This is a genomic window from Burkholderia sp. AU33545 (genome assembly GCF_020419685.1).
Lineage (GTDB): Bacteria > Pseudomonadota > Gammaproteobacteria > Burkholderiales > Burkholderiaceae > Burkholderia > Burkholderia diffusa.
Genome location: NZ_JAIZRQ010000007.1, coordinates 38733 through 53167 on the forward strand (window position 1 = coordinate 38733; position 14435 = coordinate 53167).

Genomic DNA, 14435 nt, shown 5'->3' on the forward strand with positions numbered 1-14435 from the left:
AGAATGGCTGCAATCAAAACTTCCCTGCCGCGCCGCAAGTTCGACGTGGTGATCGTCGGCGCGGGCGGCTCGGGCTTGCGCGCAGCGCTGCAACTGTCGCGCGCGGGCCTGTCGGTCGGCGTGCTGTCGAAGGTGTTCCCGACCCGTTCGCACACGGTGGCCGCACAGGGCGGCATCGGCGCGTCGCTCGGCAACATGAGCGAAGACAACTGGCACTTCCACTTCTACGACACGATCAAGGGTTCCGACTGGCTCGGCGACCAGGACGCGATCGAGTTCATGTGCCGCGAAGCACCGAACGTCGTGTACGAACTGGAACACTTCGGCATGCCGTTCGACCGTAACGCGGACGGCACGATCTACCAGCGTCCGTTCGGCGGCCACACCGCGAACTACGGCGAGAAGCCGGTCCAGCGCGCTTGCGCGGCCGCCGACCGTACCGGTCACGCGCTGCTGCACACGCTGTACCAGCAGAACGTCGAGGCGAAGACGCAGTTCTTCGTCGAATGGATGGCGCTCGACCTGATCCGCGACGCGGAAGGCGACGTGCTCGGCGTGACGGCCCTCGAGATGGAGACGGGCGACGTCTACATCATGGAAGGCAAGACGACGCTGTTCGCGACGGGCGGCGCAGGCCGGATCTTCGCGGCGTCGACCAACGCGTTCATCAACACCGGCGACGGCCTCGGCATGGCCGCGCGCTCGGGCATCGCGCTGCAGGACATGGAGTTCTGGCAGTTCCACCCGACCGGCGTGGCCGGCGCGGGCGTGCTGATCACCGAAGGCGTGCGCGGCGAAGGCGGCATCCTGCGCAACGCGAACGGCGAGCGCTTCATGGAACGCTACGCCCCGACGCTGAAGGATCTGGCGCCGCGTGACTTCGTGTCGCGTTCGATGGACCAGGAAATCAAGGAAGGCCGCGGCGTCGGTCCGAACAAGGACCACGTGCTGCTCGACCTGTCGCACATCGGCGCCGAGACGATCATGAAGCGTCTGCCGTCGATCCGCGAAATCGCGCTGAAGTTCGCGAACGTCGATGCGATCAAGGAACCGATCCCGGTCGTCCCGACGATCCACTACCAGATGGGCGGCATCCCGACCAACATCCATGGTCAGGTCGTCGGCACGTCGCGCGGCCACAAGGATCCGGTCAACGGCTTCTACGCAGTGGGCGAGTGCTCGTGCGTGTCCGTGCACGGCGCGAACCGCCTCGGCACGAACTCGCTGCTGGACCTCGTGGTGTTCGGCCGTGCGGCCGGCAACCACATCGTCGAGCACGTGAAGAACCAGAAGGAACACAAGCCGCTGCCGGCCGATGCAGGCGAATTCTCGCTGGCGCGTCTGAACAAGCTCGACAAGTCGGCCTCGGGCGAGTACACGCAGGACGTCGCCAACGACATCCGCGCGACGATGCAGAAGCACGCAGGCGTGTTCCGCACGTCGGCACTGCTGAAGGAAGGCGTTGATCAGATGGCCGGCCTGAAGGCGCGCGTGGAAAACATCCACCTGAAGGACAAGTCGAAGGTGTTCAACACCGCGCGCGTCGAAGCGCTCGAGCTGGAGAACCTGATCGAAGTCGCGCGCGCGACGATGGTGTCGGCGGAAGCGCGCAAGGAAAGCCGCGGCGCGCACGCCCACAGCGATTACGAACACCGCGACGACGACAACTGGCTGCGCCACACGCTGTGGTACAGCGAAGGCGATCGCCTCGACTACAAGCCGGTTCAAATGAAGCCGCTGACGGTCGACTCCGTGCCGCCGAAGCCGCGCACGTTCTAAGCCGAGTCAAAGGAATCCGAAATGGCAAAACGCATTTTTGAAGTCTACCGCTACGATCCGGACAAGGACGCGGCGCCGCGCATGCAGACGTACGAGCTCGAGATCCAGCATGAGCGCATGCTGCTCGACGCACTGGTCAAGCTGAAGGCCGTGGACGAGACGCTGTCGTTCCGCCGCTCGTGCCGCGAAGGCGTGTGCGGCTCGGACGCGATGAACATCAACGGCAAGAACGGTCTGGCGTGCCTGACGAACCTGAACGACCTGCCGCAGAAGATCGTGCTGCGTCCGCTGCCGGGCCTGCCCGTCGTGCGCGACCTGATCGTCGACATGACGCACTTCTTCAACCAGTATCACTCGATCAAGCCGTACCTGATCAACGACGCGCCGCCGCCGGAGAAGGAGCGTCTCCAGTCGCCGGAAGAGCGCGACGAGCTCGACGGCGTGTACGAGTGCATTCTGTGCGCGAGCTGCTCGACGTCGTGCCCGAGCTTCTGGTGGAACCCGGACAAGTTCGTCGGCCCGGCCGGCCTGCTGCAGGCTTACCGCTTCATCGCGGACAGCCGCGACACGGCCACCGGCGAGCGCCTCGACAACCTGGAAGACCCGTACCGTCTGTTCCGTTGCCACACGATCATGAACTGCGTCGACGTTTGCCCGAAGGGCTTGAACCCGACGAAGGCGATCGGCAAGATCAAGGAACTGATGGTTCGTCGCGCGCTATGAGATCTCGATGCGCGTGAAAGAGCGGGGGGTGTCGATGGGCGCTCTCGGCTCGGGTGGGGTACACATGCGCATCTGCGCTACGATCGCCGGGCGCATGTTGCCCGGGCATGTTGCCGCTCGATTGACGATCGTTCGTTATCCACACGGCGCGCAATGGTGACGGCACGTTTCCGATCCTCGAAGGATCGGCGAACTTGCGCGCAATACTCGGCTCCCACCGCTACAAATATCGATTCAACGGCTGCGCGGATCGCAGCCGTCGCTCGGTCCGCCTCGCGCAACGCGATCGACCCGAGAAGTGACTCGCCCGCTCATTGCTCGAGATAGATTTTGAGTCGCATCAGGCTGCGGCGAATCCAGCTCTTCATCGTGCCGAGCGGCACCTGCATGCGCTCGGCCAGCTCCGCATACGATGCGCCGCTGTGAAACGCTTCCCGCAGCACATACGCCTGCCGCTCGCCCAGATGCGCGAGCCCGCGCTCCAGACGCTGGCGCTCTTGGCTCGCCTGCGCGCCGAGGTCGGGTGTCGGGCTTTCATCTGGGATCGACAGCGCCAGCTCGTCATCGAGCGGCACCTCGCGGTGCTGCCTGATCCGGTCGATGGTCCGATTGCGCGCGAGCGTCATCAGCCATGTCATCGCCGTGCCGCGTCTGGCGTCGAATGAATCGGCACGACGCCACGCCGTCGTGAACACGTCCTGAAGCAGGTCTTCCGCTTCATGGCGGTCGCGGATCATCCGGACGATCGCGCCATACAGCCGCGCCGCAGTCAATCGATACAACTGCGCGAACGCGTGCTCGTCGCCGGCGGCGACGCGCGACAGCAATTGGTCGAGTTCCGCATGCGCGTCGGAGGCTTCATCGGGCTGAACGACCGCATCGGCGGTGAATTCGGTTCTGCCGCCCGGGCGTGACCTCCCGCGGGACGCGCCCCGGCGCTGCTGCCTGCCTGACTGCAGCGTCGTCGATCGACCCTGGCCGGCGGACGGGCGGAGTGAATCGTGCGACCAGTTCATCGGGAACTCCGCATGGCTTTGAGCTTCCTGCTGTTGCGCGCCCGCGGTGACGAGCGGACGCGGATCATGACCAAGCACGGCGCCGGCGCATTCGTCGCGAATGCCTGCCGCGCGCTTTACGCATTCTTTCCGGACAACAAGGCGAGAAACTCTCGGCGAAGCGACGCGTCCGCGAGAAATTTTCCGCGCATCACGCTGTTGGTCATTTTTGCCTGGTCATCCTTGGTGCCGCGCCAATGCATGCAGAAGTGCTCGGCCTCGAGCACGACGGCAAGCCCGTCGGGCGAGATGCGGGATTCGAGGAGGTCGGCAATCTGCTTGACCGCTTCTTCCTGGATCTGCGGGCGCGTCATGACCCAGTTCACCAGCCTTCCATACTTCGACAGGCCGATCAGATTCGACGTGGCGCTGGGCAGCACGCCGATCCAGATGCGGCCCATGATCGGGCAAAGATGATGCGAGCAGGCGCTGCGCACGCGCAGCGGCCCGACGATCAGCAACTCGTCCAGCCGCTCGACGTTCGGGAACTCGGTGACGGACGGCGCCGCGTCGTAGCGGCCTGCGAACACTTCACGGATGAACATCTTCGCGACGCGCCGCGCGGTTTCGCGGGTGTTGTGGTCGTTGTCGACGTCGATCACGAGCGAGCGCAGCACGGCTTCCATTCCCTGCGCGACTTCGTTTTGCAACGCATCCAACTCGCCGTCGCGCAGGTGCGCGGCGATGTTGTCGTTTGCATGGAAGCGCGCGCCCGCGTTCTCAAGCCGACGACGAATGATGTGCGACAGAGGGATGCCCTCGTCGATCGCAGTCAAGGTGTGCTCGGGAGCGTCGATCAGATTTCCCATTTCGGTTCGTTTCTCGAGGTTAGGTGGTGCTGCGATGGATCACGACTGAGACGATGCGATGATTGACTTGTGTTCCGTGGGTAAAAACCGTGTGGACGCTGCCGCCATTTCGACGACGCATCCACCGGGTGACGCTCACCTGCGCGCGCACCGGCGTGCATGGCGACCCGGCAGCGTCACCGGAGATCCGGCTCTGATCGCGCACGACGGACCCATCGGCGTTGCCGGGGCCCAGCCGTCGACGTCGCGGAGGAACCGCAATATCGGGTCGTTCTCCGCCGGCTTCGCCGCGAACGTGAGGGCGACGGATTGTTGCAGCTTCGCCAGCACGAGCGCCTCGTCGATGCGGCCGCCGACCGAGCGAAACAGGTGGAAGCCTGCAAGGCGAACCACCGAGAGGGCTTGCGCACTGCCGTACTCATAGACGATTGCGGCCGCGCGGACACGGCGCGCCTGCGCCAGCGACACGAACTGATTCGCCAGATCCACGTGCAACGACGAGACCTCGGCGATCAGGGCGTCGACATCGAGGCCGGGCTGCCGCAGCGCCCGCGACACCGATTCGACACGCTCGCTGACGTGCAGGCCGACTCGCTCGACCGTTTCGTCGGATGCAGTCAGGCCGCCCGTGACGAGCAGCGTCGGGCACGCGCCAGCCGCGATGGTGTTCGATCGCCGTTCAGGCAGTGCGCCGTTCAGACCGGCGCTTGAACACCGGTCGGTCACGTGCGGCGAGCGGCACCGACAGCGATGGCCGCGTTGCTGCGCGGCGACCCGCAAGCGCGATGCAACCGGCCGGCCAGGCGCCGCACCGGGCTGGTGTGACGGGCTGCGTGCCGTGGCGACGGCCACGCGCGCCATCAATGAAGCCGGACAGGCCGGGAACCGGCGCGGCTTGATGTCGTGATTGCGTGTTGGCACGGGGCCTCCCTCGGTCGATTGATGCGTCACAGCTGGGATTGTATGCAAATTTTCGGGAAAGTGAAGCAGAACCTCGACTCATAGAATAATTTGTACCGGAAATTTTTGCGTCAAGCGTCCAGTCAGGGTCGGAAAATGGCGTTATCAGTGCACTAACGCTCATTACGAGGAGGGAGTTGCATAGAAATAATGCGCGCGAAACGCCTTTCGACGTCATCGAATTTGCAGCAATTTGATGCCTAGACGGGCCACAATGTGCGCCTATAAGTGTGCAAATTCAATGCGCGCATCCATCTTGTCTCACTTTTGTGCGTCAACGCGTCGGAACACGGCTGTTCGCGCAAGCGAACATGACCGCGCTTTCACGCAAGCGTCATACAAGCTGATGCGGGGTGGAGTGAATCGCCTGGAGGCGACCATGTATGCTCCAAACCAGAGGGCCGTGGGGAAGGGTAGATGGGCCGCGCTGACGAGCACGCCTGCGCCCACCGGCGCCGATCGATCCCGGTGAACCGAAGCAGGGCGAGCATTCCGTCTCGGCGCTTCGAAGCGCTACCCGGACCCGCGCGCTGCTCGCGATCGGCTCATCAATGCGAATTCAACGACGCGAAGCGTTCGTCTTCATGCCGGAGGGCGACCGCCGATTCCGGCGGCAACGCTCCGAGCAATATCGGACTTCGCCCCAGACCGCCTTCCATTTCTTTCTCCAGCTGAAAGGCAAGCCGCAGGTCTCGCATATCTTGTCAGGCAAGTGCGTCTTGTTGGCCATCGCGAATCACGCGTAGAGAAGGATCACTGGCGAACTGTCCCGTCGATCGATGCTGTCGGCATCGATACGATGCACCGGTCACCGCCGCTAACCATCGCTCACCATCGAATCAGCGCGCATCGTCGCCCAGCAGCTGACGGCGCAACGATTTTGCCCGCGTGCGCGGGTCGAGCCAGATCGCGAAGAACGCGCGCGCGAACGCCGGGTCGGTCACGTCGGCCGTGAGGCGGCCGTTGGTGTAGAAGCGTGCGCCGCGCTCGGGAAAATACACGCCGCAAAGCACGTCGCCGCGCGATACGTCGGTAAACGCCCGTTCGATATCGCGGCGCCATGCATCGAGTGTCGCAGCCGGCAACGGCGCGGGTGCGAGGCGCTCGATCTCGTCCATGCCCGTCGAGACGAGCCGCTCGCCTTTCACGTCGTGACGGTAGGCCAGCGACAACGCAAACGGCGTGTCGAACGCGCCGGGAGACCGGGGCGCCCAAAGCTGAGCGTCGTACAGACAGATGCCCAGTATGCAGAACCGGCCGGATCCGATCAGTCGCGCCGATGCGATATCGTCGACGCAGCTCGCGCCGGCGTACAGCGGTGCAGCCAGCGCCGCGGCAGCGGCAAGCAACGCAAGCCGGCGCCTCATGTCAGCCGCCCGACGACACGACGAAATGCATCACGTCGGTTCGCCGCTCGGCAAATCCCGCTTCGCAATAGGCGAGATAGAGGCGCCAGGTGCGAATGAACGTCTCGTCGAACCGTTGCGCGCGCACCGAGTCGATGCGTGCCTCGAACGTAGCCCGCCATGTGCGCAGCGTCCGTGCGTAGTCGTCGCCGAACGCGAGCACCGGCTCGGCGGCCAGGCCGGCCCGCCGCGCGGCATCGACGAAGCGCTCCGGGCTCGGCAGCATCCCGCCGGGAAAGATGAACTCGCGGATGAAGTCGCTCGACGCGCGGTAGGCCTCGAATTGCGACTCGACGATCGTGATCGATTGAATCAGCGCGCGAGCACCGGGCTTCAGGCGCTGCCTGAGCGTGTCGAAATACACCGGCCAGAACGTTTCGCCCACGGCCTCGAACATCTCGATCGACACGATCGCATCGTATTGGCCGTCGACGTCGCGATAGTCGCGCAATTCGAGCGTGACCCGATCGGACAGCCCGGCGCGCGCGATGCGCTCGCGGGCCAGTGTGTATTGCGCCTGCGAGATGGTGACGCCATGCACGCGGATGCCCTGCCGTGCGGCATGCACGGCGAAGCCGCCCCAGCCGCACCCGATCTCGAGCACGCGCATGCCCGCGCGCAGGCCGAGCGAATCGACGATGCGCTGATACTTCGCCGTTTGCGCGTCGGCGAGCGAACGCTGCGCGTCGCCGTCGAAGCATGCGCTCGAATACGTCCACGTGTCGTCGAGCCACAACCCGTAAAAGTCGTTGCCGAGATCGTAGTGCGCGTGGATGTTGCGGCGGCTGCCGGCCCGCGTATTCATCCTCAGCCGGTGACGCAGCGCGTACCAGACGCGTGCCAGGCGGCCGCCGGTCACCGTCTTCGCGATCACCGGCTGATTGCGGATCGCGAGGCGCAGCAGCGCGACGAGTTCGGGCGTGTCGATCCAGCCGGCGCGATACGCTTCCGCGAATCCGATGTCGCCCGCGCGCAGGATCGCACGGCACGCCCGCCAGTCGCGGACCTGCAGCGTCGCAGCCGGCTGGCAGTGCGGATCGCCGAACACATGCTGCGCGCCTTCGGGCGTTACAAGCGTCAGGTGACCGTCGCGGATTTGTCGTAGCAGCGCGATGAACAACCGGGCCGAGAGCGGCATCGCCGGTTGCGATGCGGGAGACAGCAGGCGCAGCAAGGTCATGGACGAGCCTCGTGATCGGACATCGCCGAGCGGCCGCGTGGCGACGCGCCCGGTGAACGGGACAATGGCGAATCTGCAGCGGCAGAACGGCCGGGGGGCGTCTTGCCATAGAACGGCACGCGCGCGAGCCACAGCCGCAGCGCTTGCCAATGAATGCGAATGACGACGTTGATCGCGTTCAGCGGCTGCCGGGCCAGCGCGCGCCACGCGCGTGCCGCCGTCAGCGGCGCGGACCGCATGCCGATTGCCGTGCGCAGCAGCAGACCGTCGTCGTCGCGATAGTCGATCGCCACGCTGAGGTGATCGCCGCGCTGACGCACGCGAAACGCGTAATCTCCGACAACGTCGCAAAACGGCGAGACATGAAACGTCTTGCGGCAGACGAGCACGGTGTCGGCGTCGATCGGCGCGTGGTGCATCGCACTCATCAGGTAGCCGTGGTGCGCACCGAACGTGTTGCGCACATCGGCGTACAGCGCGCGAAGCCGGCCCGCGCGGTCGTAGCAGTACCAGAAGCTCACCGGGTTGAACGCGTAGCCGAAGATGCGCGGAATCGTCTGCAGCCAGATCGGGCCGTCGGCGGGAATGCCGGCGTGCGCAAGGACATCGCGCATCCACGGGCCGAGCGCGCGGCCGTCGCGCGGGCCGTAGTCACGCAACGCGAGTCCGAGCGGGCGCCAGCGATCGATACCGAACCAGTTGCCATCGATCTCGTCCAGCCGTTCGACGTCGCAGCAGACCTGGAAGACCGGATACGTGAACGCATGGCGCACGGGCCGCAGCCGTTCATGCATCACGTTGCCGACGAGAAGCCGGGCGGCCGTGCCGTCGCGGCCAAAGGGCACGCTCATGGCTTGGCCCAGGCCGGAGCGACACCGAAGTCGCGGGCGACGCGCAACGCGGACTTCAGTCCGTCCTCGTGAAAGCCGTAGCCCGTCCACGCTCCCGCGAACCACGTATGACGCGGCCCTTGCAGTGCCGGCAGACGTTGCTGGGCGTCGACGGCCGCGAGGTCGAGCAGCGGATGCTCGTAATCGTAGCGGCCGAGCTGCGTGCCGGGGGCGGGCTCGTCGACCGGATTCAGCGTGACGACGACCGGCGAGCGGAACGGCAGCGGCTGCAACTGGTTGAGCAGGTAGCTCACGCACACGGGCGACTCGCCACCGCTGCGCCCCGGCCGGCCGCTCAGGTAGTTCCACGCCGACCACACGCGTCGGCGGCGCGGCAGCAACGCCGTATCGGTATGCAGCACCGCGACGTTGTGCTGATAGCGCACGGCGCCCAGCACCTCGCGCTCGGCGTCGCTGGCATCCGCGAGCAGCCGCAGGCTGGTCGGCGCATGGCAAGCCAGCACGACCGCGTCGAACCGCTCGTGACCGGCCGTGTCGGTGACCACGGTCACGCCCGCGTCGTCGCGCCGTATCGCGCGGACCGGCGTATTCAAGCGCACGTCGTCGAGCGTCGCTGCGATGCGCTCGACGTACCGGCGCGCGCCGCCCGGGACCGTCCGCCACGGCGGCCGGTTGTTGACCTGCAACAACGCGTGATTGAGGCAGAAGCGCAGGAACGTCGCCGCCGGAAACCGCAGGATGTCGTTGGCCGCGCTCGACCAGATCGCGGCCGCCATCGGCAGCAGGTAGTGATGCTGGAACGATGCGCCGTAGCCGCCGGCCGTGAGCAGTTCCCCGACCGAAAGGCGCTCCCGGTTCGCCGATTCGAGGTGATCGTGCGCGGACGCGTTGAAGCGCAGGATGTCGCGCAACATCCCGAGAAAAGTCGGCGAGAACAGGTTGCGGCGTTGCGCGAATACCGTGTTCAGGTTGCTGCCGGCCCATTCGAGCCGGCCGCCGTCGACCGAAACCGAAAACGACATGTCGGTCGAATGGGCGGCCACGCCCAGTTCGTCGAACAGCGCGATCAGGTTCGGATAGGTCCGGTCGTTGAACACGAGGAATCCCGTGTCGACGGGGTGGCGTGCGCCGTCGAGGTCGACGTCGACCGTGTGCGTGTGACCGCCGAGATAGTCGGCAGCCTCGAACAGCGTCACGCGGTGACGGCGAGCAAGCAGGTACGCGCTGGCAAGGCCCGCGATGCCGGCGCCGACGACGGCGATACGCCGGCCAGGCAGCGACACTGAGAGTTCCGGGTGCATCGCGAATGGTCTCCGTCAATCACAAGAGCAGGTTCGGGAATGACATGTGCGGATATACGAGCCACGGCACGCTGCGGATGCAGTTGCTGCCTTCATTCGCGTTCGCCGGGCGATGCGAAGCCCGGCTTGCCGATCTGGTCCGGTGTTTGCGGCACCCGCCTGAAGCGCGACGTGTCGTAACCCATCGCATCGAGCCGGGCGAGCAGCGAGCGATAGGTGGCCTCGTCCATCGTCGGCTCGCGCGAGAAGATCCAGCCGAGCGTCTTGCCCGGGTAGCCGAGGATCGTGTACCGGTAGTCGGGGTCGACGTAGAGCGTCAGTTGCGTGACATACACAGGCCAGAACAGCCGCACGCGCCATTCGCCACCGCCGCTGCCGGGCTTGACGGAGTCGACGAACCGATAGTGCTTCTCGGGCTGGTCGAAGCCGCCTTTGCGGCCGACGAATGCGTCGTCGATCCGGCCGTCTTCGCGCAGGCTCCACTCGGCCCGGCTGCCGACGAAGTCGCGCTCCGCGAAATACGGGATGTTGGCGATTACGTACCAGCGACCCATGTAGCGCGGCAAGTCGACGGGCACGGTCGACAGCGGAACGGCGGCGCGCGGATTCGGGTTCGGCGGGCTGCCCGAGCAGCCGGCGGCCCCGATCGCAAGCGCCGTCGCGAACGTGACGGCGACGCGGCGGAGAACCCGGTGCAACAGGGCGGCCCTCATGCACGCCCCCGGCGCTTGTCGAACAGGTAGTGGGCGACGCCCCATTCCTGTCCGTCGGCATAGCCGAACAGCTCGGCGACAGCCATGTAGAACATCCGCCAGCGCTGGAACCAGATGCGGGCGTCGGCGCCGTAGACCGTTTCGAGAATCGGCATGACCCGGTGGCGCGCCGCGTCGAGCGACGCGAGCCACTGATTGGCCGTGCGGGCGTAATGAGTGCCGTCGAGCCACCATTGGCGGGCGATGCGCACGTCGTCCTGGAACCGCAGCAGCAGATCGGCCGACGGCATCGTCCCGCCCGTGAAGAAATGGCGCGACATCCAGTCGGTGTCGTCGCGCACCGCGAAGTGATAGGCGAGTAGCTTGTGCGCGAAGATGTGCACGAAGAGCTTGCCGTCGTCGTGCATCCAGCGCGAGATTTTCGCGAGCAGTTGCCCGTAGTTCTTCATATGCTCGAACATCTCGATCGAGAGCACGCGGTCGAAACCGGCGTCCTCGGGACCGAAGTCGAACTCCACCACGTTGCCGGTCACGATTCGCAGATTCGTCAGCCCGCGCCGCGCCGCGCATTGCTCGATGAAGTGGCGTTGACCGTGCGAGTTCGACAGGCCGACGATCTGCGCCGCCGGATACCGCTCGGCGAGCCATAGCGACAGCGAACCCCAGCCGCATCCCAGGTCGAGAATGCGCTGGCCGTCCGCCAGCTCGGCGCGCTGCGCGTACAACGCAAGCATTGCCTCCTCTGCCTGCGCCAGCGTTTCGTTGCCACGCGGGTAATGGCCGCACGAATATTTGAGCCGCGGGCCGAGATGGGCCTCGAAGAAGCTGCCGGGCACCTCGTAATGCTGCGTGTTCGCCGCGTGCGTCTCGATTGCGATCGGGCTCGCGCCCAGTTCGCGCACCAGTGCGTCGAGGGCCGCCGCGCGCCGTTCGCCGTCATACGCGTGCTCGGCGCGCAGGCGTTGCCGCATGAGCGCGCGCATTCCGGTCCGGATCAGCCGGTCCGGCAGCCAGCCGCGCTCGCAGTAGCGAATCAGCCAGGCGTCGTTGGGTACAGCCATCGAGGCCGGCGACGGTTGCGAGGTGGTAGCGGTCATGATCGCGTGCTCCGGTCTTCAGGGTGATCGGGTCGAGTGGGGGAAGGGCTGCGCGCCGGCCCCGGTGGCCACGGAACGATGGCGCTGGTCGTGCGCATGTACTCGCGGTAGCCCGGCCGGGTTTGCACCAGACGCGCTTCGAGCAGCGGCAAGCCGGATACCTTGAGCAGCAACCATGCCATCAGGATGGGCGGCATCAGCGTCAGCCAGCCCCACGGCATTCCGATCGCCAGGGCCGTGTAGGCGAGCCAGTGCACGCACTCGAAAAAATAGTTCGGGTGCCGCGAATAGCGCCACCATCCGACGCGACAGACCTGGCCGCCGTGGTCGGGATTCGCGAGGAACCGCTTGAGTTGCCGGTCGGCGGCAGTCTCTCCGGCGACGGCGGCGATCCAGATCGCGACTGCCGCTGCAATCGCGAACCGGGACGGGGCTTGCGCACTGTATGCGGGGATGAAGAACGCGAGCGACAGCAACATGGAGATCAACGCTTGCAACTGGAACAGCCAGAACATGTTGCGCGGCGCTGCGTCGCCCCACTGCAGGCGGAACTGTCGATAGCGCGGGTCCTCCGGCTGCCCGCGATTGCGCCGCCACAGGTGCCGCGCGAGTCGCAGCCCCCAGATGCCGCCACCGGCGGCCACGAGCGCGCGATTCAGTTCCGAGCCGGTTGCCAGCACGGCGACGAACATGGCTACGCAGCCGAGCGTCGCGGCCCAGACCGGATCGATCATCCCGGCGTTCCGGGAATGCAATTGGGTAATCCACACTGCCGTGAAGGACACGATCAGTCCGACGAAGGCGAGGAGGGCAACGGCGACGGCGGGCATACGGGCTCCGGGGACGCGATATCCCCTTATACGGAGCCGGAGACCGAACGGATGCAACCGGATGCGACGAGATGCGGCGCGATCCCGTCGAGCGTGAAAGCAACGGGCGGCACGCTGCCGCGCTTTACGCGTTGAGCGCGCGTTGCACGCGTCAGGCGATGTGCATCGAGCCGGTGGCGAGCACAGGCCCGGTGGGTTGGCCGCTCGGCGAGCCGCCGCGAGGCTCGAGCGACACGGCGAGCACCGCGCGTGCACCGAGTTGCGCGACGATCGCTTGCGGCAGCGTCATCGACGCCGGTGCGTTCGACGCGAATACGCCGAGTGAGATCGGCTTCGCATTCGGCGGGATCAGCCACAGTTCCGTCGAGCGATCCGCGGCGACCGGCGGCGTGTTCGCGGGCACCACGACCATCCGGGCACGGCGCAAGTCGACCGTGGCGGTCCATCGTGCAACGCCATCCGCTTGTGCGAGCGTGGCCGCCATGTAGCTGCTGTCGACGGCAGCGGGGCGCTGCGGCGCTTCGCCCACCCGGATCACATTGACCGTGAGCAGCCCCAGCGCCGCCGCGCTCGCGCCAATGCCGACCCAGCGCCACAATGGCAGGCTGTTCCACCAGCCGCCGGCTGGCGCGGAGCGGCGTGCGCGCGGCGGCGGGATGAAGCCCAGGTCGTGCTGGATCCTCGTCCAGATTCGCGCGGGCGGGTCGACGGGCGTGACGTCGTCCGCGAGCGGGGCGAGGCGGCGCTGCCAGCGATCGAGCGTGGCTTGCAACGCCGGATCGCGAGCGGCGGACTGCTCCAGCTCGCGGCGTGCGTCTGCGTCGAGCACGCCGAGGGCGTATTCTGCGCAGCGCAATTCGGAATCGTGATCGGCCGGCGTATTCATTGCTCCAGGCACACCTTCAGCTGCATCAGGCTGCGCCGGATCCAGCTCTTCATGGTTCCGAGCGGCACGCGCAGCCGCGCTGCCAGCTCACTGTAGGTCGCACCGCTGAAGAAGGCCTCGCGCACCGCGCGGCCTTGCTGCGGATCGAGTTGCGCCAGGCAGCGCTCGAGGCGCTGGCGCTCCTGCGTCGCCTCCGCCAGCGCGGCGGGCGTCGGATCCTCGTCGGGAAGCTCCAGCACCTGTTCGTCGTCGAGCTGCGCGTCGCGATGCTGCCGCAAACGGTCGATCGTCCTGTTGCGCGCCAGCGTGATCAGCCACGTCATCGCGCCGCCGCGCGCCGGGTCGAACGCTTCGATGCGTCGCCACGCGGTCGTGTAGACCTCCTGGAGGAGATCCTCGGCTTCCCCGTGATCGTGAAGCATGCGTACGATTGTTCCGAACACGCGCGACGCGGTCAGCCGGTACAACTCCGCGAAAGCCGCCTGATCGCCGGCTGCTGCCTGAAGCATCACCCTATTCAGATGTTCGCGGCGCGCGACATCCGCATCGGCGTCGCGCGAAGGGGCTGACTGGTCGAAACCTTTGGCACCGTTCGGCGTGTCGCTCATGCGAAGTGGGTGGCGCGGATCGCCATGGTGTGAATGTCGAGCGAAATATAGCACTGTCGGACGCATTTTGATTGAACGATCTGCGGCCGACCCGCTGCACGTTGTGCCGGGCGACGCGCGTTGTGAGACCCTCAGCCAGATACGAGCGACTCGCACACGGGGATGCAGGCAGCCGCGACATTCGGCGGATGCTGCAGCCCACCGTTGGTTGGGTGCACAATGGCCGGGTTTCGTGCC

General features: G+C 66.2%; 15 protein-coding genes. 2 read left to right on the forward strand and 13 right to left on the reverse strand.

The window, feature by feature from the left end; translation table 11 throughout:
• The first annotated feature begins 3 nt into the window (after positions 1 to 3).
• The gene (gene sdhA, locus LGM71_RS23035) at positions 4 to 1779 is read left to right on the forward strand and encodes a succinate dehydrogenase flavoprotein subunit (RefSeq protein WP_151052550.1); all 1776 of its coding nucleotides are present in this window, start codon (positions 4 to 6) and stop codon (positions 1777 to 1779) included.
• Positions 1780 to 1800: 21 nt separating this feature from the next.
• Positions 1801 to 2502 (forward strand): succinate dehydrogenase iron-sulfur subunit, encoded by a 702-nt coding sequence (locus tag LGM71_RS23040; RefSeq protein WP_175868011.1) that lies wholly within the window; start codon positions 1801 to 1803, stop codon positions 2500 to 2502.
• Positions 2503 to 2813: 311 nt separating this feature from the next.
• Here the strand turns inward: LGM71_RS23040 and LGM71_RS23045 are convergent, their stop codons facing one another.
• From LGM71_RS23045 to LGM71_RS23105, 13 genes are all read right to left on the reverse strand, one after another.
• Entirely contained in the window at positions 2814 to 3518 is a 705-nt protein-coding gene (locus LGM71_RS23045; RefSeq protein ID WP_124906404.1) for a sigma-70 family RNA polymerase sigma factor, read from the reverse strand.
• 116 nt (positions 3519 to 3634) lie between these two features.
• The gene (folE, locus tag LGM71_RS23050) at positions 3635 to 4366 is read right to left on the reverse strand and encodes a GTP cyclohydrolase I (RefSeq protein ID WP_059608020.1); all 732 of its coding nucleotides are present in this window, start codon (positions 4364 to 4366) and stop codon (positions 3635 to 3637) included.
• Between the two features lie 135 nt (positions 4367 to 4501).
• Positions 4502 to 5092, reverse strand: a complete 591-nt coding sequence (locus LGM71_RS23055) for a hypothetical protein (protein WP_226116524.1) — start codon at positions 5090 to 5092, stop codon at positions 4502 to 4504.
• A gap of 793 nt (positions 5093 to 5885) precedes the next feature.
• On the reverse strand, positions 5886 to 6056 hold the full coding sequence (locus LGM71_RS23060; protein WP_082729517.1) for a DUF2256 domain-containing protein: 171 nt from the start codon (positions 6054 to 6056) through the stop codon (positions 5886 to 5888).
• 109 nt (positions 6057 to 6165) lie between these two features.
• Entirely contained in the window at positions 6166 to 6693 is a 528-nt protein-coding gene (locus tag LGM71_RS23065) for a chalcone isomerase family protein (protein ID WP_226116526.1), read from the reverse strand.
• Position 6694: 1 nt separating this feature from the next.
• Positions 6695 to 7912, reverse strand: a complete 1218-nt coding sequence (locus LGM71_RS23070; protein WP_226116528.1) for an SAM-dependent methyltransferase — start codon at positions 7910 to 7912, stop codon at positions 6695 to 6697.
• Entirely contained in the window at positions 7909 to 8763 is an 855-nt protein-coding gene (locus LGM71_RS23075; protein ID WP_124906394.1) for a DUF1365 domain-containing protein, read from the reverse strand. The genes LGM71_RS23070 and LGM71_RS23075 overlap by 4 nt, the downstream gene beginning before the upstream one ends.
• Positions 8760 to 10064, reverse strand: coding sequence for an NAD(P)/FAD-dependent oxidoreductase (locus LGM71_RS23080; protein WP_226116530.1), 1305 nt, complete (start codon positions 10062 to 10064; stop codon positions 8760 to 8762). Before LGM71_RS23080 ends, LGM71_RS23075 begins: the two co-directional genes overlap by 4 nt.
• Positions 10065 to 10156: 92 nt before the next feature.
• Positions 10157 to 10777: a lipocalin family protein gene (locus LGM71_RS23085; protein ID WP_226116532.1), complete on the reverse strand. Its 621-nt coding sequence runs from the start codon at positions 10775 to 10777 to the stop codon at positions 10157 to 10159.
• Complete coding sequence (locus tag LGM71_RS23090; protein ID WP_226116534.1) at positions 10774 to 11874, reverse strand: SAM-dependent methyltransferase; 1101 nt, start codon at positions 11872 to 11874, stop codon at positions 10774 to 10776. Before LGM71_RS23090 ends, LGM71_RS23085 begins: the two co-directional genes overlap by 4 nt.
• Positions 11871 to 12704 carry a DUF1295 domain-containing protein gene (locus LGM71_RS23095; RefSeq protein ID WP_226116535.1) on the reverse strand — a complete coding sequence of 278 codons (834 nt, stop codon included), beginning with the start codon at positions 12702 to 12704 and terminating at the stop codon, positions 11871 to 11873. Before LGM71_RS23095 ends, LGM71_RS23090 begins: the two co-directional genes overlap by 4 nt.
• Positions 12705 to 12855: 151 nt before the next feature.
• On the reverse strand, positions 12856 to 13590 hold the full coding sequence (locus tag LGM71_RS23100; RefSeq protein ID WP_151049144.1) for an anti-sigma factor domain-containing protein: 735 nt from the start codon (positions 13588 to 13590) through the stop codon (positions 12856 to 12858).
• The gene (locus tag LGM71_RS23105; protein ID WP_059608031.1) at positions 13587 to 14198 is read right to left on the reverse strand and encodes a sigma-70 family RNA polymerase sigma factor; all 612 of its coding nucleotides are present in this window, start codon (positions 14196 to 14198) and stop codon (positions 13587 to 13589) included. Before LGM71_RS23105 ends, LGM71_RS23100 begins: the two co-directional genes overlap by 4 nt.
• Between the last annotated feature and the right edge of the window lie 237 nt (positions 14199 to 14435).